The sequence below is a fragment of the Luteolibacter flavescens genome, assembly GCF_025950085.1.
Classification (GTDB): Bacteria; Verrucomicrobiota; Verrucomicrobiia; order Verrucomicrobiales; family Akkermansiaceae; genus Haloferula; species Haloferula flavescens.
On record NZ_JAPDDS010000004.1, the window covers coordinates 186,605 to 210,488 of the forward strand.

At 64.9% G+C, this 23,884-nt stretch carries 18 protein-coding genes; 13 read left to right on the top strand and 5 right to left on the bottom strand.

All coding sequences use genetic code 11. The features are described 5' to 3' along the window. Positions 1-3 precede the first annotated feature (3 nt). A complete protein-coding gene (locus OKA04_RS08775; protein WP_264500774.1) occupies positions 4-4,554 on the bottom strand; it encodes a hypothetical protein in 4,551 nt (1,516 codons plus the stop codon). A 146-nt stretch (positions 4,555-4,700) separates the two neighbouring features. Between OKA04_RS08775 and OKA04_RS08780 the strand changes: the two genes are divergently transcribed. Next, positions 4,701-5,642 carry a TraB/GumN family protein gene (locus tag OKA04_RS08780; protein ID WP_264500775.1) on the top strand — a complete coding sequence of 314 codons (942 nt, stop codon included), beginning with the start codon at positions 4,701-4,703 and terminating at the stop codon, positions 5,640-5,642. Here the strand turns inward: OKA04_RS08780 and OKA04_RS08785 are convergent. Then, a complete protein-coding gene (locus OKA04_RS08785; RefSeq protein ID WP_264500776.1) occupies positions 5,629-6,648 on the bottom strand; it encodes an LLM class flavin-dependent oxidoreductase in 1,020 nt (339 codons plus the stop codon). The two genes, OKA04_RS08780 and OKA04_RS08785, sit on opposite strands and share 14 nt — an antisense overlap. 202 nt (positions 6,649-6,850) lie before the next feature. Here OKA04_RS08785 and OKA04_RS08790 point away from each other — a divergent pair, with 202 nt between their 5' ends. Both OKA04_RS08790 and OKA04_RS08795 read left to right on the top strand, forming a co-directional pair. Further along, positions 6,851-8,194 (top strand): tetratricopeptide repeat protein, encoded by a 1,344-nt coding sequence (locus OKA04_RS08790; protein ID WP_264500777.1) that lies wholly within the window; start codon positions 6,851-6,853, stop codon positions 8,192-8,194. 81 nt (positions 8,195-8,275) lie between these two features. Then, entirely contained in the window at positions 8,276-8,917 is a 642-nt protein-coding gene (locus tag OKA04_RS08795) for a L,D-transpeptidase (protein ID WP_264500778.1), read from the top strand. 533 nt (positions 8,918-9,450) lie between these two features. Here OKA04_RS08795 and OKA04_RS08800 read toward each other — a convergent pair. After that, entirely contained in the window at positions 9,451-9,843 is a 393-nt protein-coding gene (locus OKA04_RS08800; RefSeq protein WP_264500779.1) for a cytochrome b562, read from the bottom strand. Positions 9,844-10,005: 162 nt separating this feature from the next. Between OKA04_RS08800 and mutS the strand changes: the two genes are divergently transcribed. The 4 genes from mutS to OKA04_RS08820 all read left to right on the top strand — a co-directional run bounded on the left by mutS (position 10,006) and on the right by OKA04_RS08820 (position 15,383). Continuing rightward, complete coding sequence (gene mutS, locus OKA04_RS08805) at positions 10,006-12,480, top strand: DNA mismatch repair protein MutS (RefSeq protein ID WP_264500780.1); 2,475 nt, start codon at positions 10,006-10,008, stop codon at positions 12,478-12,480. Positions 12,481-12,730: 250 nt separating this feature from the next. Then, a complete protein-coding gene (locus OKA04_RS08810) occupies positions 12,731-13,270 on the top strand; it encodes a four helix bundle protein (protein WP_264500781.1) in 540 nt (179 codons plus the stop codon). Between the two features lie 156 nt (positions 13,271-13,426). Next, positions 13,427-14,992, top strand: a complete 1,566-nt coding sequence (locus OKA04_RS08815; protein ID WP_264500782.1) for a translocation/assembly module TamB domain-containing protein — start codon at positions 13,427-13,429, stop codon at positions 14,990-14,992. Further along, entirely contained in the window at positions 14,985-15,383 is a 399-nt protein-coding gene (locus OKA04_RS08820) for a hypothetical protein (protein WP_264500783.1), read from the top strand. The genes OKA04_RS08815 and OKA04_RS08820 overlap by 8 nt, the downstream gene beginning before the upstream one ends. A gap of 44 nt (positions 15,384-15,427) precedes the next feature. On the opposite strand, the gene OKA04_RS08825 is transcribed toward OKA04_RS08820, so the two are convergent. Together OKA04_RS08825 and OKA04_RS08830 are read right to left on the bottom strand one after the other, a co-directional pair. Beyond that, a complete protein-coding gene (locus OKA04_RS08825) occupies positions 15,428-15,850 on the bottom strand; it encodes a hypothetical protein (protein ID WP_264500784.1) in 423 nt (140 codons plus the stop codon). 64 nt (positions 15,851-15,914) lie between these two features. Then, positions 15,915-16,211, bottom strand: coding sequence for a hypothetical protein (locus OKA04_RS08830; protein ID WP_264500785.1), 297 nt, complete (start codon positions 16,209-16,211; stop codon positions 15,915-15,917). Between the two features lie 401 nt (positions 16,212-16,612). Between OKA04_RS08830 and OKA04_RS08835 the strand changes: the two genes are divergently transcribed. The 6 genes from OKA04_RS08835 (at position 16,613) to OKA04_RS08860 (ending at position 23,881) form a co-directional block, all read left to right on the top strand. After that, a complete protein-coding gene (locus tag OKA04_RS08835) occupies positions 16,613-17,065 on the top strand; it encodes a division/cell wall cluster transcriptional repressor MraZ (protein ID WP_264500786.1) in 453 nt (150 codons plus the stop codon). Positions 17,066-17,726: 661 nt separating this feature from the next. Then, positions 17,727-18,710 (top strand): 16S rRNA (cytosine(1402)-N(4))-methyltransferase RsmH, encoded by a 984-nt coding sequence (gene rsmH, locus OKA04_RS08840; RefSeq protein ID WP_343226877.1) that lies wholly within the window; start codon positions 17,727-17,729, stop codon positions 18,708-18,710. After that, the gene (locus OKA04_RS08845) at positions 18,707-19,066 is read left to right on the top strand and encodes a hypothetical protein (protein ID WP_264500788.1); all 360 of its coding nucleotides are present in this window, start codon (positions 18,707-18,709) and stop codon (positions 19,064-19,066) included. Before rsmH ends, OKA04_RS08845 begins: the two co-directional genes overlap by 4 nt. Positions 19,067-19,143: 77 nt before the next feature. Beyond that, positions 19,144-21,021 (top strand): peptidoglycan D,D-transpeptidase FtsI family protein, encoded by a 1,878-nt coding sequence (locus OKA04_RS08850; protein WP_264500789.1) that lies wholly within the window; start codon positions 19,144-19,146, stop codon positions 21,019-21,021. After that, positions 21,018-22,517: a UDP-N-acetylmuramoyl-L-alanyl-D-glutamate--2,6-diaminopimelate ligase gene (locus OKA04_RS08855; protein ID WP_264500790.1), complete on the top strand. Its 1,500-nt coding sequence runs from the start codon at positions 21,018-21,020 to the stop codon at positions 22,515-22,517. Before OKA04_RS08850 ends, OKA04_RS08855 begins: the two co-directional genes overlap by 4 nt. Beyond that, positions 22,514-23,881, top strand: coding sequence for a UDP-N-acetylmuramoyl-tripeptide--D-alanyl-D-alanine ligase (locus OKA04_RS08860; protein ID WP_264500791.1), 1,368 nt, complete (start codon positions 22,514-22,516; stop codon positions 23,879-23,881). The genes OKA04_RS08855 and OKA04_RS08860 overlap by 4 nt, the downstream gene beginning before the upstream one ends. The last annotated feature ends 3 nt before the right edge of the window (positions 23,882-23,884 follow it).

The window sequence follows — 23,884 nt, forward strand, 5'->3', positions numbered from 1 at the left end:
CCTTCAGTGGTTGTTTTCCTCCGCCCGCATCCGGTAGAATCCCCGCTCGTCACCGGTGGTGAGCATTACCCGTTGTCTCCCAGTCGTGGCGTGATGAAGCTGGAGCTCCGGCCCGACGGAACTCGTCCAGTCGCCCAGCCCGTCGCGGACGGCCACGGTCGTCCAGGATCCCGGGGTGAGGTTGGTTGAGCGCTCGATGATGAGCCGTACGGAGGCGTTGTATTCGGTGCCGACCTCGAACCAGAGTTCACCCCCATGGTGACCCCACCACGTGCTGTGCGCATCCGGATCGTTCCCCGTGGCCCATTCCATTTGGAGGTCCAGTCCATCCCCGTCCTGATCCTGCGGGGTGCCCTCCGCGTCCATGCCCATTCGTGAGGACCAGGCGGCGAAGGATTCGGTGCCGGTCAGGTCGATGGAGTAAATCGCCTGACCTGATCCTACGGGCTGCTGTTCCAATGCGGGAGCGAGCAGGATGCCCTTGCAGAGCATCAGCGATCCTCCGAGTGCCGAGGTCCGCTCAAGGTTGGTCAGCGGCGTGAAGGCATGGATGGACTTCACGAACGTATATCCGTCCTCGCTGGCGCGGTAGAGATGGATGGACCCGGAGTGACTGGAGAAAGGTTCGCCGATCGCCAGCCAGTCACGCTCCGCCACGATGTGGTAGCCGAAGGAACCGATGAAGACCGGATCCGGAGAAAAGATGATCTGGCGGGTCTCCCACCCCGCGGCGGTTTCTTCCATGATGTACACCGCTCCCGATGAGAGGCCGTCCACCTCCGCCGCAAAGTCGCCTGCGATCACGAAATTCCCCGAGCACTGGATCGAAGTTCCGAAGGTATTCGTCCAGGTGATGCGCGGGTCCCGTCTGGGGTTCACCGTGCCGAGAGGAATGATTCCAGTGGAGGAAAGCTGTGCGACCGAGAGGCAGGCTCCTTGCTCCTTGAAGTCGCGGTAGTAGAGGCGGTCCCTCTGGTCGATGGCGATCAGGGAAGATCCGACCATGATCACGGGAGTTGATACCGAGCCGATCATGACGGGTCTCTGACCTGAAATGTCGAAGACATGGAAGAGTGTGTTCCGACCGATGGGCTCCAGGTTGCTGTCCTTGTTTTGAGCGATCGCGACGAAGCGTCCGTTGCTGGCGGTCTGGTCTCCCAGACTGGAAGCGAAGAAGGGAGCCGGTCCAGGGATGACCTCATTCAGAAGCCATTGTCCCGGGCCTGTCTTTCTGCCGAATTGGATCGCATCTTCACGGGCTTGCCCGGGCAGGCCCGGATTGCCGAGCACCACCAGGTCTCCATGGAGGGCGAGTCCATGCGCATTGCGATCCGTGCGAGGAAAGAGCCCGGGCTCGCTGAAAGCCGGACCATCGTTCACGGAGAAAAGGCCTCCCGTGCGTGTCCGGGTAGAGTGACCCCCGGCTCCGCCGTAACGGCGGAAGAGCAGGTCATCCCCGTCAAAGGCCACCTTCGCGAAAGACGTGTCTCCATCGGGAATGATCCGCTGGATCGCTCTCGGCAAGGTGGTCCGTTCCTTCATATAAGCCACGGGCGGGCTCGGCTCATCGGGGTTCGAGAGCCCGAAGCCGACCGCCGGACGGGCACGCACTGCTGCCCCGGCGACCGGGTGGGGATTGTCCAGCAGCCGGAAGGTGAAGTTGGCGGTGGATTCACCGGCTTCCAGGAAGCGGGTCTGTGCGTGCGGGACGAAATCGCGGTTCTCCGTGCCGCCGTTGAATCCCTCGATGCCGACCACCAGCGGAAGTGGCGTGGTAGCCGGAGTATCCAGGCTGGCGGAAAATGAGATGGAATCGCGAGTGGAGCCGACCTGGTTGGTCTCCGGGGTGATGGTCAGCCGGGGCAGGTCGCGGCCCATTTCCACGATCATCACGTCCCGGCGACTCCATTGGTCAGGATCGCTGTGGACGACGGCGAAGCGGCCGGCCGGGCTGACATTGGAGTATATTTCGCCCCGGGTGTGCCATGGATGGACGGGGAGATAGGACAGGGTCGGACGCAGCGAGTTCCCGAGGCGCTCGTAGCCGACAGCCTGCGGTACCGCTGCGTAAGTGGCAGTATCCCTGCTTTCCTGCATGCCGACCAGGAATCCTGTCGGGGATGGAACGCTCCAATCTTGGAAGATTCCGATTTCCGCCGGTGGGAAGAGGGACGGCACCTCCTGGAAGAGGCCCGTCGGTTGGGGGACGTAGCAGCGGAGTCTCCCGTTGTCGTGGCCCGCGACCAGCATTCCTTGGGAGAACTCAAGGATCTGGACGGTCGATGCCACCTGGTCGAATGCGAAGTTCTGGAGGTGCTCGAATTTGCCGGCGTTTTCGTTCCAACGGAAAATAGCCACGCCGCGCTTTTGCAGGGCATTCGCCCCCGGGCTGGTGAAGCTCGCGGCGAGATAAGGAGGGGACCACGCCAGTTGTCCGCCGATGGTCGCCCGGCTGCTGCCCCAGTCACCACCGGAGAAGCCGGCGTCGGCATGGCTGAGGACGGAGTGGAGGGTGAGTGTTCCACCCTGCCTGCGGAATGCGTGGATGAAGCCGGAGTGGCCCTGTATCGAGACTCCCTGGTTGGCGAACACCCAATCGGACGTGAGGATGATCTCGCTGCCGAAGCTGCCGACAGGGTCGGCGGTGGACCAGAGCGCCGCACCGGGAACCCAGTCGCCCGCTCCATTCTTTACGAAGCTCCGGATGTGTCCGCGACTGTACAGGTCGCCGTCTTCTCCCAGGAGAATCAGGGTTTCATCGTGGACCAGCGCTCCGGCTCCGACCCGGCGGTCGCCGGGGACCGAGGAGGGTGGGGTCACGATCTCGGGGGCCGAGACCCACTGCCCGTCCGCCTGACGGATGAAGCGCAGGAGACGGGGCCGGGTATGTCCCCAGCCCACGTAGTAGCCCAGGATCAGCTCCTCATCGCTCATGGAGATATTCTCGGGCGCGGGGAAAAAGTCCTGGCTTCGGATGTCGGCGACTGGCGGGGTGACGTGGGCGATGACTTGCGTCGGGAGTTCTCCGTTCCGCGGTGCGCGGTCCGCGATGGAGATCACCGGATTGTCACCGAAGCGATCTGCTCCCCACACCTTGGCCTCGTCCATCCGGATGGTCTCGGTGGGCTCGGCGATGAGGTCCTTTGTGATGAGGACCGGCAATTCATGCCAATCCGTGCCGGGGTAGAGGAAGTCGATCCCGGGAGGGGCGACGTAGTCGGAGCCCGCGGTGGCGGTGCCGCCCAGAGGGCCTCGTTCGAGGATCTGGACCGTATTCACCGGCCGGCTCGTGGCGATTCCCAGGCGGACCACCGCCGCATCCTCGTCGGTTTCATACGAGGCGGGCAGGTAGGCGTAGGCCAGCCGGGGGCCGGGTTCCAGTGTCCGGAAGACCTTTCCCCAGCCCTGCAGCTCCACGACGAAGCGGTCGGTCGTCGCGAAGATCCGCGATCCATAGGTCTCGCTGTCCCAGGAAGGATCCGCGATGCAGCCGGTCCATTCCCAGCCTGTGTCTTCACCCTCACCGCTGCGGTCGGCGATCAGCAGTGCGCCTTGGTTGGCGCGGTTCGGATTGAAGGAGCTGGCCGGAGCCCCGATCATGATTCGGCCGTCGTGGTGGGCGATGGCGGTCCCCGCGCCTTTCAGCCAGCCGGGAATCTCAAGTTCGCCAAGGGCTAGCAGCGGTCCCGTGTGTTGGAGGCGGAATCGGGCGACGCGGCCCGGGCCTGCCGCATTCGGCGCTCCGGCGAGCAATTCGCCATCCGCGAAGCAGAGTGCGCTTCCGAAGCGCTCCGTGGTGCCTGCCGTGCCGGCGAGTCGCTGCTGTTCCTGCCAGGTCCCGCCGGATTTCCGGTAGAGTATCACCAACCCGCGGTCATTTTCACCACGGCCGATGCCAGCCAGGAGATTGGTGCCATCCGTGACGAGGCAGGAGAGCACTGCGGGATCGGTGGCGGACGATGCGGCATTCGGATTCGCCGGCAGGTCGCTCGAGCTGACGAGCGACCATGTACCGCTCCCGGCCGGATGCTGGAACTCATGGAAGCGGCCACCGATCCCTTCGCTTGCCACGAACAAGGAATTTCCATGCAGGAGGATCCGGAAGCCGAACCCGTGGTGGGCGGGGTTCGGATTTTCCAGTGTGCCTGCCGGAGTCCAGGTGTCATCTGCTGCCCGGGTGAAACAGTAAACCCGGCCTACGGGTGTGCCGGAAGCGGTGAAGCCGGGCGCGCCCACCAGCAAGGTGTCGCCATGCCAGGCGCATGAATGTCCGAAGCGTACCGCGCTTCCGCTGGATGCGTCCGAAGCGGGGGGGCGGACGAACCCCCGGGACTCGGACAGATCGGCCCCGTAGATGTAGACGAGATTGCTTGTCGGTTGGCCGATGGCTCCGAAGGAGTCGGAGAAGGCGGCGCCGGGCTCGGGAAAATCCCCGCTCTGATGGTTGCCGAATTCATAGGTCGCGGGCTCCGCTGCACCCAGCGGGGCCGTCATGAGACAGATGCCGATGAGGATCCGCGGGATACGGGAGATGATGGGGAAGAGGGATCGCATCGCTTTGATGGCACGGGATACCACGCCGGGACTGTGGGGGAATGCCGGTGCCGGGGCAAGCTCGTGCGAGGCTGGCCGGGTGTGGAAAAGCACCGGCAATTCCTACTGGTGGTATCCGGAGCGGGCCTGCCAGTATAGGCAGCATCATGTATCTGCTGACTCGTTCGATTCCTTGTCTCTCTTTTGCCGCCACGGCGCTGCTTTCCTTCATCTCTCCCGTGCATGCGGAGGCGGAGCATCCGGTGAAGCCGCTGCTGTGGAAGGTGGAGGGGCCGGGCGTGGAGAAGCCTTCCTATCTCTTCGGCACCCTGCACGTGGGCGACAAGAGGGTGGTGACGCTGCATCCGGACGCGGAGAAGGCATTCAAGGAATCCGGCGCGGTCCACACCGAGGCCCCGCTGGACATGAAGAGCCAGATCGCCTCGATGCCGCTGATGATGCGCGGGGATGGAAAGAAGCTCGACGACGTGATCGGCGAGGAACTGGCGAAGCGGGTCGAGAAGGAGTTGAAGACCATCAATCCCGATCTGGATGCGACGCCCTTCCAGCCGATGAAGACATGGATGGTGGCCTACACGCTGCCCTTCCTCCCCGAGCAGATGAAGGGGATCAAGCCGCTCGACATGGTGCTCTGGGAGCGCGGGGCGGCAGAGGGGAAGAAGACCTCGGGCATGCAGGAGATCAAGGATCAGGTGGAGGGCTTCAATTCACTCTCGGACGAGGAGCAGACCGCGCTGCTCAAGTCATCCCTCGACTATCTGGAAAAGGACCGTGCCGCGGGCAAGGACCGGATGAAGGCAGCGGCGGACGTTTACGTCACCGGGGATGTGAAGAAGATCAATGACCTCGCCCTTGAATCGATGACCGAACTGTCGGGCGGGGAAGACGCGCCCCTCATGAAGAAGCTCATGGACTCAATCCTCACGAAGCGCGACGGCATCATGGCCGACTACGTCGAGGCAACGCTGAAGAAGGATCCGGGCACCGTTCACTTCTTCGCGGCAGGCGCGGCGCACTACGCGGGCAAGGACGGCGTGCCCTCCCTGCTGGAGAAGAAGGGCTACAAGGTCACGCTTATGCAGGACTGAGCGAAGCAGCGAGCGAGGCCGCTTCCGCGACGATCTCGTAGCTGCGCTTGCGGTCCTCGTGGCGGTAGAAGCCGGAGTGGATCATCAGCTCGTCCGCTCCGGTGGCGGCCACCACTTCCTCCAGCTTTGCCCGCACGGTCTCCGGCCCGCCGATGATGGCGGCGCCGAGGTGGTCGTCCACGGCGGCCTTTTCCGCGGAGCTCCAGCGGAAGTCCATCGAGACCACCGGCGGTGGCACCGGGATGGGTGCGTGGCGGATGAGCTGCAGGATCATCTGCTGCACGGAGGTGGCCAGATGGCGCGCCTCCTCGTCGGTGTCCGCGGCGATGACAGGCAGGCCGACCATGGCGTGCGGCTCCGGCCATGCGGCGGAGGGCTGGAAATTATCGCGATAGATCTTCAGCGCCTGGTGCAGCAGGCGCGGCGCGAAGTGGGCGGCGAAGGCGAAGGGCAGGCCGAGGAAAGCGGCGAGCTGCGCGCTGAAGGTGCTGGAGCCCAGCAGCCACACGGGCACATTCGTATTCGCGCCCGGGATCGCCTTCACCCGCTGCGCGGCACGCACGGGGCCGAGCAGGGCGATGAGCTCCTGCACCTGGTCCGGGAAATCGTCCGCCGCGGAGGGATCGCGGCGCAGCGCTCGCGAGGTCGTCTGGTCGGTGCCCGGGGCGCGGCCGAGCCCGAGATCGATGCGGCCGGGGAAAAGGGCTTCCAGCGTGCCGAATTGCTCGGCGATGATGAGCGGCGGGTGATTCGGCAGCATGATGCCGCCGGAGCCGACGCGGATGGTGGAGGTGGCTGCGGCGACGTGGCCGATGAGCACGGAGGTGGCGGCGCTGGCGATGCCCGGGATATTGTGGTGCTCCGCCAGCCAGAAGCGCCGGTAGCCGAGCGCCTCGACGTGGCGGGCGAGGTCGGCGCTGTTCCGGAAGCTATCGGCGACGGTCCCGCCCTCCGTGAGCGGCGAGAGATCGAGCACCGAGATGGGGATGTCCGCGAGGCGTTTCATGGCTGGAGAGAGAGGCAGGCGCGCCCGGGTGGCTGGAGTGCCGATGGTCGGGTGAGCCGGGTGCGCCGGACCTATCCCGCGCGCCCGGGGTGCCCGCAAGTGGTATTCCCCCGTATTCCCCGGCGGGTGTCTCCTTTCGCCCGTGGCCGGCACCCGCGGGTTTGACCTGCGGGTGGGATTGGGCTTGGCTGCTCCTCATCGCATGAAACGTGTCGCGCTCGCATGGCTCGCCGCGGTGTCGCCACTGGCTGCATCGCCGAAGCTCGACTTCGCGCTCGGCATCCTGGCCGGGGAGCGGGGGGATCACGAGGCGGCGGCTGCTGCGATGGAAAAGGCACGCGAGGCAGACCCAGGGGCCTACCCTCTGGTCGCACGCGTGGCCGGCCAGCGCATGGCGGCGGGGGATGTGGAGGGCGCGTCCACGCTCTATCGCGAGTTCGCCACCGGCAGCCCCGAGCGGATGGACGCGCAGCTCGCCTATGCGGATTTCTTGCGGGACGCCTCTCCGGACGATGATTTCGCGGCGAAGCTGGCGGTGGAGACCTTGGAAAAGGCGGCGGGGAAATTTCCCGGCCACCTCCCGATCCAGCAGCGGCTCTTCCGCACCTACGAGTCTCTCGGCCAGCGGGATCGCTCGCTCGGCATCTTCGAGTCGGTGATGGAGGCTCCGTCCGGTCGTGCCGGGGTCATGGAGGCCGTGGCGATGTCCCGCACCCTTTTCCCAAAGGACGACCTGAAGGCCCGCGAGCGGGTGGACACGCTGCTGAAGGACTCGTGCGCCCGCATGCCGCAGGATGCCGTGCTGGCACGCACCGCCAGCGAGCACTTCCGCACCACGGGCCGCCTGCCGGAGGCGGTGGAGATGCTGTCCCGCCATGTGAAGGCGATGCCTTCTTCGCTCGAGATGCGCCGCCAGCTCGGCGTGCTGCAGCTCATGGCCGGTCAGGAGACCGAGGGCGAGGCGACCCTGCTGGAGGTGGTGGACATCGACATCAATGAAGCGCGCGCCCACACGACACTGGCGAAGCTCTACCGGAAGCACGGCCGCGCCGCTGAGGCACGCCAGCACGCCGCGCAGGCGCTGAAGTCGCGCGGCGGCAGCGTCTCGGATTTCACGGCGCTGGCGGATGAATTCCTCGACGCGGACCTGCCCCGGGAAGCCCGCCTGCTGCTGGAGAAAGCGATGTTCTACCACCCGGACGACGCGGCTACCGCGGTGAAGCTGGCGGTGGCATCGCGCCGCGACCCGGAGTCACGGTCGCAGTCCTCACTGCTCTTCCGCGAGGCCGAGGGGCTGTCCGGGGAAAAGGGCCCGGCGACCGATCCCGTCTTCCTCACGGAATTCGCCGAGTGCCTGTTGGAAAGCGGCCAGACAAAGGCCGCGGAGGACCGCCTGCGCACTGCCATCCGCACCTACCCGCCTGACCGGAAAAAGGAGACCGCCGCCGCGCTGCGTCGCCTCGCAGGGATCTGGGAAGGGGAAAAGCGTAACGAAGAAGCCGCAAAAGCCTTGTTGCAACGGGCAAAGTCGCTCGATCCCGGTTAGAGGTAAGTGGTTGCGGGACGCCGGGAGGTGGGGTATAGACCCGCGCCCCAACCAGCCCGCATGAATTCATCGACGTCCCTCTTGAGCATCGTTGCCAGTGTCCTGGCATTGTTTTTGGCCAGTTGCGCGAACAAGCCCGCCGTGACCCTGGGTCCGGATGGCAAGCCGATCGATTCGCAGGGCAAGCCGACGAATCCCTTCCCGCCGGGCAGCTACGACCACTTCAAGGCCGAGCCGGACTACCCGAAGACGATGAAGACGTGGAAGAACGACCAGCTTCTCCCGCAGACCAATGACTCGAACTCGCGGATCGTCATCTCGCTGCCGAAGCAGCGCGGCTTCCTCATGAATGGCGACGAGGTGGTGATGGATTACCCCATCTCCAGCGGAGTGCCTTCCCGCCCGACGCCTCCGGGGAATTACAAGATCCTCGAGAAGATCGTGGACAAGTCCTCGAATGCCTACGGCAAGGTCTATGACGCCGAGGGCAAGCAGGTCAGCGGCGAGACGCCGAAGGACGTGCCCGAGGGAGGGAAATTCGTCGGCGCGCCGATGAACTACTGGATGCGCCTCACCTGGGACGGCGTGGGTCACCACATCGGCCCCATCCCGCGCTCCCGCCGCGCCGCCTCGCACGCCTGCATCCGCGGCCCGAGCGCCATCATGCCGATCGTTTACGGCAAGATGAAGGTCGGCTCGCCGGTCTCCGTGGTGGAGGAGTGAGTTTTCTTCCGGGGGGGAGTGAAGGCCGGAAGGGTGTAGCTCCAAGGAATGAATCCGGAAGAACGAGGCCCTGGGGAATGATACCCATGGTCGCGGGATCACGCCGGATTTTTCAGGGCCAACGGCCCGGCCATTCCTCAGCCCGGGGCAAGCGCAGCGTCGCCCCGGGTTTGGTGTGCCATGGAATGGCGGCCTGAAGGGCCGCGATACGTGTGCGGACGCTCCTGCCTCTTTGATTCCCGATTCACGGTCGTCACCCGTTTTTACCCGCGTCCCCTTATCGCGGCCCTACAGGCCGCCAACTTGCCGGCATGAAAAACCCGGGCCGTTGGCCCGGGCTGAGGGATGCTCGGGCCTTTGGCCCTGAAGAATTCGGCGGGTTCTTGCCTTGGAGGTTTCTGGCGTCGTGACTCCGGCGGCCTCCTTGCTCGATCCTTGCCCACGACACGAAAAAACCCGGGGCGACGCTGCGCTGCCCCGGGCTAATAGATCGTCGGACCCTTGGCCAAATCCCGCCAAGGCCCATCGCAGGATCACTCCTCGTCTTCGATGAAATCGTCGTGGCCCTTCTTCTTGGAGCCCTTCACGGTCTCGACGAGCTTGGTCACGGTCGGGATGTCCTTGGCGATGAAGGCGGACTCGACTTCGCAGAAGACGACGAAGAGCTGGCCCATCTGCAGGCGGTAGGCGGCGATGGCCTTGTCCTTCGCTTCACCGGCGGGCATCTTTGCGATCATGGCCGGGACCAGGGGCAGCGACTTCAGCACGGCCTCCTGGCCTTCGCGGGCGGCCTTGGCACCCTTCGCCGGGTCGGTCTCGCGGCGGAAGGCCTTGAAGGCGGAGTCGATGCTTTCCATCTCCTTGCCCAGCGCGGTGTCATCGGCGCGGACCGGGGTGGGTAGCATCAGGGCGGACGCCAGTAGCATGGCGGGGAAGATCAGTTTTCTCATACGCGTCCGCATACAGCGTGCCCCCCGGCGAACTGTCAAGGTAGGGAAAGTGGTAGGTGTTCGCCTGAAAATAACGGGAATAATGGCCTGCCTTTCCGCTTCACCCGCCGCTCTCTGGCCGCTCAAATCCGCCCACAAATGTCCGCCGCTCCGACGCTCACTCCGATGATGGCGCAGTACCAGGCCATGCGCCGCTCGCTGCCTGACGACGTGCTGCTGCTCTACCGCCTCGGCGATTTCTACGAGATGTTCTTCGAGGACGCGAAGACCGCGGCCCCCATCCTGAATGTGGCGCTGACGAAGCGGAACGCGATCCCCATGTGCGGCGTGCCCTACCACGCTGCGGACGCCTACATCGCGAAGCTGGTGAAGGCCTCGAAGCGCGTCGCCATCGCCGAGCAAACCAGCGAGCCGAAGCCGGGGAAGATCGTCGAGCGCGAGATCACGCGCATCATTTCCGCAGGCTCCATCATCGAGAGCCACCTGCTGGATGACCAGCGGCCGAACTACCTCGCGGCGGTTTTTCACCTCGGGAAGGCCCGCGGGCTCGCCTGCGTGGACCATTCGACGGGGGAATTCACCGTCGCGGAATTCGCGGACCAGGCGCAGCTCGATGACGAGCTGGCGCGGCTCACGCCATCGGAGTTGCTGATTTCGGACGAGCAGCTCGCCGTCTTCGGCCACCTGCCCGCGGCGCAGCCGTACGATGGCTATGCCTTCCTGCCGGACCCCGCGCGGCAGATGCTGTGCGATCACTTCGGTGTGCACTCGCTGGATGGCTACGGCTGCGGCGAGGCGCATTCGGCGGTCGCGGCTGCGGGGGCCATCCTTCACTATCTGGTCCATCAGCTCCGCCGCCCGTGCGAGCACATGCGCGCGCTGCGGGTGCGGGAGAATGCGGACCACGTGCTGATCGATGCCGCCTCGCAACGGAATCTCGACCTCATCGACTCGCGCTCGGGGAAGAAGCACACGCTGCTCGGCGTGCTGGACCGGACGCGGACGCCGATGGGCGCGCGGTTGCTTCGGGACTGGATCCTGCACCCGCTGCGGGATCGCGCGGAGTTGGGACGGCGGCATGATTTCATCGCGGCATTGCTCGCGCAGCCCTTCATCCTTTCGAAGTGCCGTGAATCCCTGCAAGGCATCCGCGACATCGAGCGCACGGTAGGCCGTCTCTCGCAGGGAGCGGGAAATGCGCGCGACCTCCAGGCGCTGTCAGTGTCGCTCGCGCACATCCCCGCGCTGCAGGAGGATCTCGGCTGCTTGGGCGTGCCACATGCGCCGGGGCTGCGCGCCTTCCCGGAGCTGGTGGATCACCTGCAGGCATCGCTTTCCGACGAGCCTCCGGCGACGCTGAAAGATGGCGGCATGATCCGCGACGGACACTCGCCGGAGCTGGACGAGCTGCGCTCGCTCTCGCGCGATGGCAAGTCGTGGATCGCCAAGCTCCAGGAAGACGAGCGCAAGCGCACGGGCATCGAGTCGCTGAAGGTGAAGTTCAACAACGTCTTCGGCTACTTCATCGAGATCACCTCGTCGAAGCTGGACAAGGTGCCGGATGACTACACGCGCAAGCAGACGATGGCGAACTGCGAGCGCTACATCACCCCGGCGCTGAAGGAGATGGAGAACAAGGTGCTGGGCGCCGAGGAGCGCGCGAAGCAACTGGAGCAGGAGCTCTTCCTCCAGCTCCGGAGCGAGGTCTGCCGGGACCTCGTGGCGCTGCAGGGCGCGGCGGCGGCCATCGCGGAGGTGGACGTGCTGTGCGGACTGGCGGAGACGGCACAGACCCATGGCCACGTGCGCCCGGTGCTGGAGGACTCGCGGAATCTCATCATCGACAACGGCCGCCACCCCGTGCTGGAGCAGACGCTGGTGGAGGAGAAATTCGTGCCGAACGACACCGCCTTCGATCCCGCCGAGTCGTTGCTTCAGATTCTAACAGGTCCTAACATGGCGGGCAAATCCACCTACATCCGCCAGGTGGCGCTCATCACGCTGATGGCGCAGACCGGGGCATACGTCCCCGCGGACCATGCCGTGGTGGGCATGGTGGATCGTATCTTCTGCCGGGTGGGTGCCTCGGATGACCTGTCTCGCGGGCAGTCCACCTTCATGGTGGAGATGAATGAAACGGCGCTGATCCTGAATCACGCCACGGATCGCTCGCTGGTCATTCTGGACGAGATCGGCCGCGGCACCGCGACCTTCGATGGCCTGTCCATCGCGTGGGCGGTGGCGGAGCACCTGCACGATGTGGTGGGCTGCCGGACGCTCTTCGCGACGCATTACCACGAGCTCACGGATCTCGCGAACACGCGGCCCGCAGTGGCGAATTTCAATGTGGCGGTGCGCGAGTGGAACGACGAGATCATCTTCCTCCGCAAGATCCTGCCCGGCGCTGCGGACAAGAGCTACGGCATCCAGGTCGCGCGTCTCGCCGGCTTGCCGAAGCCGATCATCGAGCGGGCGAAGTCCATCCTCTCGCACCTCGAGCTGCACTCCGCGAAGCCCGATGCGAAGAAGCAGGGGCCGAAGGCGAAGAACACGCGCCAGGATGCGATGCCCTCGGCCAATGCACCGCAGCTCGATCTCTTCGCGGATCTGTGAGGGGGCAGAGGCATGGCTTTACATGGGTCGCGTCCCTGTGGGGATGACCGGGGAGACGCAGAGGTCGCGGAGAGACGCGGAGGGGAGGAATTGATGAATCACCGGGACGCCGGGGATGCGGCGTCTCGTAAGGAAGGGCGAAGTAGAGCTGCAACGGTTGAAGGCGAGCTGTTGTGGAATCTGCTTCTACGAGGGGATTCAATATGAGATCTGAAATTTCAGATCTCAAATTTTCCATCATCACCTACCAATGACTTATCAGCGCTTCGAAGATGTGCCCGTGTGGCAGGATGCCATCCGGCTGGCGGAGGGATGCGAGGACTTCCTCATTGCTGCGAAGGACCGGATCACCTACTCGAAGCGCGATCAACTCGACCGCTGCTCGCTGTCAGTGTCGAACAACATCGCCGAGGGCTTCGAGCGGGGGACGACGAATGAGTTGCTGGCCTTTCTCTACATCGCCCGCGGCTCGGCGGGGGAGGTCAGGTCGATGCTTTGCTTCTTCGGGCGCAGGCCTGCGCTGGTGGATTTCAAATCCGAGATCTCAAATTTGAGATCCCTCGCGGAGAGCTGCTCCCGTCAGATGTGGGGTTGGGCGGACTCGCTTCAAAACAGCGATATCACCGGTCAACGCCACCTGAATGACCGGACACGCGAGGAATGGCAAAAGCGCAAGACCGGGGAGGAAGGCCGGAAGGCTTTCGCGGCCAGGGAGAAGGAGATGGTTTCAAAGCTCCCGCCCGAGCATCCCGCGAGAAGATTGTGGGAACAGCGGAATGGCCCGCTTTGATGGAAGTCCGTCCCGATTCGAGATCTGAGGTTAGGGATCTGAAATTTAAAATCTGAAATTTGAGATCTGAGATCTCAGATTCGAGGTGAAGTTCCCGACGAACACCCCAATGAAATCCTCTGGCCCCGCGGGGATAAAGCGGCCAGCTTTCCCCGCATGAGCCGGAGAGAAAGGCGCAAGAAGGCCGCGGGGGCGAAAGGTGGCAGCAGCAATCGCTGGCTGGTGCGCGGCGCGGTGATCGCCTTTGGCGGTGCGGTGGCCCTGCTCGGCGGCGGCTACATCGGCCTGCGGAGCTGGCTGCACGGGGAGAGCTTCCGCCACATGCTGGCGACGGAGGCAGGCAAGGCGATCGGCGTGACCTGTGAGTTCAGCCCCTTCCGCTGGGCGGGCACGAGCATGACCACGGACTCCTTCACCGCATCCGGCGAGGCGATCGTGCAGTCGATCAATTCCGAGGGCCTGCGCGTGGACGTGGGCCTCGGCGGATGGTGGGAGGGCGTGTGGCGCATCGACGAGGCGCGTGCGCGGAAGATCGAGGTGGTCATCGACACCACCGCCGCGGACCGCGTGAAGGATCTGCCCCCGGCCACGGTGCAACCCCCGCCACCACCGCGGGGAAAGAAGTGGTACGACAGCCTCGTGCCCGACGAGGTGGACCTGCGGAAGGTGGACGTGGGAAATTCCGCCCTCAAGGTGATCACCCGCAGCGGACCCGTCAGCATCTCGGGAACCTCGTGGAAGGTCACCCCGGATGAAGCGAAGGGCAGCTATCGCGCGGAGGGCACCGATGGCACGGTGAAGCTGCCGTGGGAATGGGCCCCGCCGATGAATCTGGGCAAGGCCCGCCTGCGCTATCACCAGGACACCGTCTCGCTCTCCGCCGCGGATTTCCAAGTCTATCAAAGCGGGCGGCTCGACCTGAATGGCGAGATGTCCGTGAAGGGCGACGGCTATGTCTTCAATGGCCACCTGCGCGACGTGATGTGCGACGAGATCCTGCCGGAAGATTGGAAGCAGCGCGTGGCGGGAAAGGTGGACACGGAATTCACCGTCGAGTCCGGGAAGAACGGCCCGATCGTGGAGGGCAGCCTGACGCATGCGAATGGCGTGCTGACCGCGCTGCCGCTGCTCGACTCGCTCGCGGCGTATGCGGACACCACGCGCTTCCGCCGGATCGCGCTCGAGAAGGGCTCGCTGGATTATCGCTGGGAAGACGGCGCGATGACGCTGAAGAATATCATCCTCTCCAGCGAGGGGCTCGTGCGGCTGGAAGGCTCGCTGCAGGTGGACAAGCAGGAGCGCATCGACGGGCGCTTCCGCCTCGGCCTGGTGCCCGGCATCCTGGCGCGCATCCCCGGCGCGGAGACCATCGTCTTCGCCCCCGGCGAGCGCGGCCTGCTGTGGACCACGCTGCACATCTCCGGCACGCTGGAGGATCCGGAGGAGGATCTGTCCCAGCGCCTCATCGCGGCGGCCGGCATGCGGATGATCGAGATCATCCCGGAGACCGGGGAGAAGGTGCTGAAATTCACCACGCAGGCGCTCGATCAGGACATGCAGGCGCAGTTGAAGCAAAGCGCCGACACCGTGATCGAGCAGGGCAAGGGAGTCATCGAGCAAGGCAAGGGCGTGATCGACGAAGCGGCGGGCGTGGTGAAGGAAGTCGGTGGATTGCTGGACATCTTCGGCGGGAAGGAAGAGAAGAAGAAAGAAGATGAGTGAACCCATCGAGATAACCGTCGAGCGCTCGGCGGCCCAGGCTTCTCAGGGCCTGTTGCTGGCCCGGATCTTTGCGTCGGTGCTGACGCTCATCCTCCTGCTGCTCGCGATGATGGTGAGTTCCATCGCCGGGAAGTTCGGCGCGATGTATGCGGAGCTGGGAGACGCGGAGCTGCCGGCGCTCAGCATGATGGTGACGCGGAATGGCGGCACGATCCTGCTGCTGGTGCTCGTCCTCGCCGCGGTCACGGCGTTCTTCATCTGGTCGAAGGGCAAGATGGCCGCATGGATGGCAGGCATCGGCCTCCTGCTGATGTCGGTCTTCATCCCGGTAATGGTGTTCGCGATCTTCCTGCCTCTCGTGAAGATCGTGTCGGACATGGGGAACATGTGATCGCGCAGAGTCCCTCGTGCATGTGTCGAGGGCGCTGAACGGTCTCATGATCCATCTGCCAGGAGAACGCAGACATGCTGGCTGGATTCGTACACATGGATGACGTGCATCCGATCCCTTGATTCCAAGCAGTAGTGCCTTGTGATGTTGGCGGAGTATTGCTCCTCGAATCCTTTCGGGGGACCGGGCGGGTGTCCAAACTTGCCGAGCTCGAACTTCACCGAACCGGGATTGAATCCACTATCAGTATCGTACTTTCCGGAGAGCTTTGCACAGATGGAGTCGAAGTTGCTGGCTCCGTCCTTCGACGTCTTGTTGTAAACGTAGTACTCCCTGTGGAAGCGGACTCCGGATTCTTCCCGTGAACTCACGAGGGGCTCTTCCACTCCGACGAGCTTTTCAAATTTCGAGGGCCCGGAGCATCCTGTCAGCAGGAGGGAAACAAGGACGGCTGCGATCCGTTTCATCTGAGGGGCGCTGTTACGATATGGCTTCCGGGATCCCGGGGCTGCGGGTGGGGGAAGCGTGGCCTCACCTACAGAGCGCGCGGGCGATCTCCATCCACTCGGCCTCGAGCGGGGCATTGCGGGATGGGGCGGGCTTCCCGGCGCGGGAGTACCAGTAGCAGGCATTCCCGTAGTCGCCTTCCTCGCGGTGGAGCCAGGCGTGGATCCAGGCGCCGGCGGGGTCGGGGAGATCCTGGCAGGCATCGTGGGCGGCGTCCCATTTCCCGGCGCGGGCGAGCCACAGGGTCTCCTCCGTCGGGCTCAGGCCTGCGGGCAGGGTGGCATCGGTGCGGGCGGAGTCGGCGAGGGAGGCGGCGTTCATGAAGGAAGTAGGCAGCAGGTGGCGCGGGACCGGAAGGCGTTTCTTTCTACCGGGGGGCATTCTGCGGGAGCGCTGGAAATCGCTCCGGACCCGGACCGATTCCCGGGCTTCGGCGGGGATCAGTACACCGGAACACACAAATTGGCTTTCAAGTACACTCCAGATGCACGACAGTCCGCCGCGAGTGCTCGGAGGCCAAATTTTAGGGTCAATTTTTCAAAAAATTAGCCATCCGGGTGTTTGAAAAAGTGAATCCGGCAGTGGTGATGCATCCAAATTCACAATACAAATCACTGATTTATAGTGATTTAAAATTTCAACAGGGAAATTCTGAATTTGGTTTGACGGTGTTAGTGTACTTTGGTGAACTCTAGGGCATTCCGCGGGCGTTCCCGCCTCTGATGTCCTCCAAGTCCAAAGTCCACGAGAGTCATTTCGACTACAAGATGGACCCGAAGTTTCGGGTTTCCGTCCCTGTCGAGTGGCGCCCGGAGACCGAGGAGACGCCGATCCGGTTGCAGCTCTCCAAGGAGCACGACCTGCCGGTGATCAAGGTGTACGGCGAGGCGGAGTTCGACCTGAAGTTCGAGCAGGTGGAGCAGAGCAATCTGACCCCTGCGAAGAAGCAGCAGATCGTCGGGCACCTGCGGATGATGTCGAAGAAGGCCAGCGTCAGCAGCCAGGGCAAGCTCACCGTCCCGAAGGACTGGAGCGAGCGGGTCGGGCTGAAGGCGGATGGTCCGGTGATCCTCGCCGGCCGCGGCCCCTTCTACATGCTCTGCACGCAGGAGACCTTCGAACGCATCACCGAGATCGAGCTCGGCATGGACGACGGCGACCTCGGCGTCCTGTGACAGACCACCCTTTTCCAGAAGATTTCACCCACACCCACGAAGCGACAACATGCTGTTCGCCCCTCCAACCCTGGCATCCGCACAAGGCGGACTCGCGGCACCCACCGCGGGAGAAAGCCGGGTGCCGGGGTTGGCATCTGTTTTCCCATCGGTCCGGACCGGCGCACTCGGGACAGCGCGCCCTTCCGGCCATCCCTACACGGCTGTCCGTCTCGCGTTCCATGGCTGGTTGGCGGGGCGGCGGCCGGAGATTTTCCAGGCTGGGCGGATGAGGCTACTCGGGACAGTGCCTCCTTCGTCCCTTACATCGGTGATCCGCGCGGCTTCTGGCTGGTTGTCCGCGCGGGTCGCCGGCGATTTTCCATCCGAAACGACGGGCGCACTCGGGACAGCGCGCCTCTCGCTTCACACCCAAACGGCTGTCCGCCCCGCATTCCATGGCTGGTTGGCGGGTCGGCGGCCGATGGCTTTCCTGGCTGGGCGGAAGGGGTCACTCGGGACAGTACCCCTTTCGCTTTTCAATCCGTTGATCCGCGCGGCTTCTGGCTGGTTGTCCGCGCGGGTCACCGGAAATTTTCCATCGGCACGGACCGGCGCACTCGGGACAGCGCGCCCTTCCGGCCATTCCCAAACGGCTGTCCGCCCCGCATTCCATGGCTGGTTGGCGGGGCGGCGGCCGTCGGAGGGAGTTTTCCAGACAAATGAAGCGAACGGCTATCACCTCTCCGTGCTCCCTGCCGAGACGGTGGAGTGGATGGCCGCGCAGGAGGGCAAGCTGATCATCGACGGCACCCTCGGCGGTGGCGGTCACAGCGAGGCTTTCCTGAAGGCCGGCGCGTCCGTCATCGGCATCGACCGCGATCCCGAGGCACTCGCCTTCGCATCGCAGCGGCTGGCCGCCTATGGCGACCGCTTCCGCACCTGGCAGGGAAATTTCGCAGATCTCCGGGACATCCCCGAGGTCCGGGGGGAAACGCGGGCCGATGGCCTGCTTTTGGACCTCGGGGTCTCGTCCCGGCAGCTCGACGCCGCGGAGCGGGGCTTCTCGTTCCGCGGCGCGGGCCCCCTCGACATGCGCATGGGACCTGCATGTCCCTTTGACGCCGCGCACGTGGTGAATACGTGGGCGGAGTCGGAGCTGGTCCGTATTTTCTTCGAGCTCGGCGAGGAGCCAAAGGCCCGCCGAATCGCCGCCGCCATCGTGAAACGCCGCGCCGAGCGCGAGTTCACGACCACGACGGATCTGGCCGAGTGCATCGAAAAGGTCATCGGCCGCCACGGCCGCATCCACCCGGCGACGAAGGCCTTCCAAGCCATCCGCATGACGGTGAATGACGAGCTCGGCTCGCTGGAGCGCGCGATGGAAGCCGCGCTCGACGTGCTGAAGCCGGGAGGCCGCCTGCTGATCATCACTTTCCACAGCCTGGAGGACCGCATGGTGAAGCGCTTCATGCAGCACCGCGCGAAGCCTTGGCTGGACCAGCCCGACTGGCCGGCACCGCGGCCGAATCCCGACTGGTGCCTGCACCTTCCTGTTAGAAAAGCGATCGCAGCCAGCGACGCAGAGATCCGAATCAACCCGCGGGCCCGCAGTGCAAAACTGCGGGTCGCCGAGCTTCTGGACCCCACCGTCTCACCCCGATGAATCGACTCCGCTCCGAGCCCACGACTCATATCTCCGTTTTCATCACGCTGATCCTCGCCGCACTGGTGGTGATCGCCGGCGGCATCATGCACGCGGTGGCGAAGAACTCGCAGGTGCAGGTGGAGCGCCAGATCGACCAGGCGCAGACGCGCATCGAGCAGACGAAGGTGAAGATCCGCATGATCGAGGTGCGGACGGACAAGCTGCTCGACCGATTTGAAATGAAGGAGCGGCTCAAGGAGTCCGGCTCCGGTCTCGTACCCATCACTCCCGCCGACATCGAGGAGGTCCGCCCGCGGCAGTTGCCCGTGGCCCGGCCCGGCTCGGAGGTCGCCGATGTCCGCGAGCCATCATGACCCGGAGACACTTTCAGACCAGGTGTGTGTTGCTGTGCTCGGTCCTTGTGACCGGGCTCAGCGTGCTTTCAGTGCGCTTGATCCAGATCCAGGTGTGGGATCGGAAACACTACGCGAACAAGGCCCGCCAGACCTTCGAGCGCCGCGAGGTGCTCGCGGGTCTGCGCGGGACGATCGTGGACCGGAATGAGGAAGTGCTGGCGAAGAGCATGCCGGTGGCCTCCGTCTTCGTGGACCTGAATCACCTGACGGACCCGCTTCTCGTCTCCTTCCCGCTGGCCTACGAGCGCGCGAGCGCGGAGGCGGACTGGGAGACCCTCTCGCCGCAGGACCGGAAGAGCCGCGTGTATGCCGAGCGCAGCGTCATCCTGAAGGACGCCGAGGACATGCCGCCCGGCACGCTGGTCGAAAAGGGCATCGCCCAGGCGGTGAGCCTGCTCGCGCGCCCGCTGGGCATGAAGCGCGAGGACATGCACTCGCAGATCAAGAAGGCGGTCGATCGCCGCTCGATGGAGTTTTGCCTGGTGAAGGATCGCCCCGCCGACGACATCGAGCGCGTCCGCGAGATCATCTCGAAGCACTGGCTGGAAGGCTTCTTCCTGCGCGAGTCCTTCAAGCGCTGGTACACCTCGCCGGATCTGGCGACGCACGTCGTGGGCTTCACGGGCGAGCAGGAGGATATCGATGAGAACGGACGCAAGACCTTCCGTCCGGTGGGGAAATTCGGCATCGAGTCCGCGCTGGAGGAATATCTCGCCGGCAGCGATGGCTGGCAGGAGCACCGCCGTGCGCCGAACGGTGCGCGCATCCCCGGGGATACGAGCAGCCTGAAGCCGCCGCGCGCCGGGCTGGACGTGCAGCTCACGCTGGACATGGGCGTGCAGGCGATCGTGGAGGAAGAGCTGGATGCCGCGCTCACCGACTGGGAGAGCAAGCGCGGGTGCATCATCGTGATGGACCCGAAGACCAGCGAGATCCTCGGCATGGCCAGCAGGCCGCATTTCAATCTCAACACGCTGAAGGACATCGGCAAGGACCAGCGCGGCATGAATTTCGCCATGCAGGCGATCTACGAGCCGGGTAGTACCATCAAGATCGTGGCAGCAGCCGCCGCCATGAACGAGAGGCTCGTCACGCCGCAGACCTCCATCTTTTGCCACAACGGCCTCTACCAGCAGGGGAAGGTCCGCGTGCCGGATCACCACCCCTACGGCTACCTCTCCGTGGAAGGCGTGCTCGCGAAGTCGAGCAACATCGGTGCCTACAAGCTGGGCCAGCAGCTCGGCTCGGGCCGCTTCTACGAATACATGGCCGACTTCGGCTTTGGGAAAAAATCCGGCATCCTCCTCAGCGGCGAGAGCCGCGGCGTGGTGCGGAATTCCGGGAATCCGGTGGACTTCTCCCGTGCGACCTATGGCTACGCACTGGCGGTGACGCCGCTGCAGGTGGCCTCCGCCTACTGCGCCATCGCGAGCGACGGCAAGCTGCGCAAGCCGCACATCGTGAAATCGATCACCGCGAACAACGGCGTGGTGGTCGAAGAATTCGAGCCCGAGGTGGTAAGCGAGGTCCTGCGCCCGGAGACGGCGAAGGCCATGCGCGGCGCACTGCAGAAGGTGGTGGACGTGAAGGGCACCGCTCTGCAGGCAAAGGTGCCGGGCTACAGCGGCGCGGGGAAAACCGGGACCGCCGTCCGCATCGAAAAAGGCCGATATCAGGCCGGGCACTACACCGTATCCTACGCGGGCATGCTGCCGGCAAAGGATCCCGCCTTCGTGTGCGTGGTGGTCATCGACGATCCGCTCACCACGAAGGTCTCCCGCTACGGCGGCACCATCGCCGCTCCCGTTTTCGCCAAGGTCGGCACCCGACTCGCCGCCCACATGAATCTCACCCCGGACGAGCCGGTGGAGGAGAAGGACAAGGACAAGCTCGCCGGAACCAAGAAACCGTGATTTTACGCGATCTCATCGCCCACCTCGACCGGCCTTTGCACGCTGGTAATCTCGACACCGAAATCCAAGCGGTGACGTCTGACTCACGCCTTGTGGGGCCGGGCGTTGCCTTCGTGGCCGTGCGTGGTGAAAGCCAGGACGGTCGCGATTTCATCCCTGCGGCGCTGTCGCGCGGAGCTGCCGTCATCATCTCCGACACGGCGGCGGACGAGGGCCACCCGGACGAGACTCCCTTCATCCAGGTCAGCGATACACGGCACGCGCTCGCGGCCTTCGCGCGCCTGCTCGCGGGCGAGCCCTCGAAAAAGCTGCGCCTCGCCGGTGTGACCGGGACGAATGGCAAGACCACGACTGCCTTCCTGCTCCATCACCTGATGAAGCGGGTGTGGCACCGCGCCGGCATGATCGGCACGGTGGTGGTGGACGATGGCGAGCAGGCGAAGCCCGCGAATTTCACCACGCCGGGACCGGTGGAGTTGAATGCCCTGCTGGCCAGCATGGTGGAGCACGGCTGCCGCGGCGCGGCCATGGAGGTGTCCTCGCACGGCATCGACCAGAAGCGCATCGACGGCGTCGCCTTCGACGCGGCCGTCTTCACGAATCTCACGCAGGATCACCTGGACTACCACGGCACGCTGGACGCGTATGCCGCGACGAAGTTCTCGTGGTTCGAGTCGCTGGCCATCGACCCGCTCGGCAAAAAGCCGGTGGCGGTGGTGAATTTCGACGACGGCTACGGCGAGAAGCTGGTGGACCTGCTGGGTGACCGCCTGCCGCTCATCAAGTACGGCTTCAACGTCCACTGCGACTTCCGCGCGAACAACTTCAAGCAGAGCGCGCGCGGCATGGAATTCGAGCTGACGGCGAAGGGGAAATCCTACCTCGTCCGCGCCCCGCTCATCGGCCGCTTCAATGTCTATAACATCCTCTCCGCACTCGCCGCTGCGAGCGCGATGAAGATCAAGGTGCGCGACGCCGTCGCTGCCATCGCCGAGGCCCCGCAGGTGCCCGGACGCATGGAATTCTGCGGGACGAAGGACGGTGTGACCGTCTTCGTGGACTATGCGCACACGCCGGATGCGGTGACGAATGCGTGCCGCACGCTGAAGGAGCTGAATCCGAACCGCCTCATCACCGTCTTCGGCTGTGGCGGGGATCGCGACAAGAAGAAGCGCCCGCTGATGGGCAAGGCCGCGTCCGAGATCAGCGACGCCTGCATCATCACCTCGGACAATCCGCGCAGCGAGGAGCCGGAAGCCATTCTCAAGGAGATCGAGTCCGGCATGACCGGCACCCGCTACCGCAGCGTGGTGGATCGCGCCGAGGCGATCCGCATCGCGATCCATGCCGCAGGGCAGGGGGACATCGTCCTGATCGCGGGCAAGGGCCACGAGACCTACCAGCAATTCTCCGACCGCACCATCGACTTCGACGACCGTCGCGAGGCGCGCCGCGCCCTGGCCGAGCGTCCCGAACCACCGCAGCGCAAGCGATGACACCCATCGACGCAAGCACCCTGGCCCGGCATGCCGGCGGCGTGATCGCTGCCGGACGTGGCGACGTGCTTGCTTCAGCTGTCTCCACGGACACGCGGACGATTCCCCCCGGCTCGGCATTCTTTGCCCTGCGCGGCGACCGCTTCGATGCGAATGACTTCGCCTGCCAGGCGATCGCGGCGGGAGCCTCGGTCGCCGTGGTGGAGCGCTGGGAAGGTGATTGCCTGGAGGATACCGCGGTGGTGCAGGTGCCGGATGGCCTGGCCGCGCTGCAGCGCTTCGCCGCATGGTATCGCCGCCAGCGCGAGATCCCGGTGGTGGGCATCACGGGCTCGAATGGCAAGACGAGCACGAAGGACTTCACCACTGCCGTGCTTGGCCGCGCCTTCAGCGTGTGCGCCACCCGGGGGAACCTGAACAATCACATCGGCGTGCCGCTCAGCGTGCTCTCGCTGGAGGACAGCCATACGGCCGCCGTCTTCGAGATGGGGATGAATCACCCCGGCGAGATCGCGCCGCTGTGCGAGATCGCGCGGCCCGGGCTGGGCATCATCACGAATATCGGCACCGCCCACATCGAGTACATGGGCAGCCGCGAATCGATCGCCGAGGAAAAGGGCGCGCTAGCCCGCAGCCTGCCGGAAGACGGTGCGCTGTTCATTCCCGCCGGCTGCGATTTCCACGACTACTTCAAGCGTCGTACCAAGGCCCGCGTGATCTGTGTGGGAAATGGCCGCGGCGAGATCCGTGCGGAAAACCTGGTCACCTCGGAAAGCGGCTCGCGCTTCACGCTGGTCATCTCCGGCAAGCCTGCCGCGGAGGTGGACCTGCCGGTGGCCGGCCGCCACATGGTGACGAATGCCCTGCTCGCCGCAGGGGCCGGATGGTTCCTCGGCATCGATCCGGAGGAGATCGCCGCCGGGCTGTCGGGTGCCGTGCTGACCAGCGGCCGCCTGCGTCGTTTCACCAGCGGCGGCGTCGTGGTCTTCGACGATACCTACAATGCAAATCCCGAGTCGATGGCCGCGGCGATCGACACGCTGGCGGAGACGCCGGTGCGGAGTGGCAGTGGCAAGCGCATCGCGGTGCTGGGCCGCATGGGCGAGCTCGGCAGCCATGGCCCGGAGGCGCACCTGAAGGTGGGCCGCCTCGCCGCCTCGCGCGGACTTACGGTGGTTGCCGTAGGTCCGGGGTCCGAGGGCATCGCCGAGGGGGCCGTCACGGTCGAGCATTTCCCCGACCAAGCCGAAGCCGCCGCCTGGCTCGCCAGCCACGCCGTCGCCGGTGACGTCGTCCTTTTCAAAGCCAGCCGCAGCGCCGCGATGGAGCGCGTGATGCAGCAGGCATTCCCGACTCAAGACTGACCC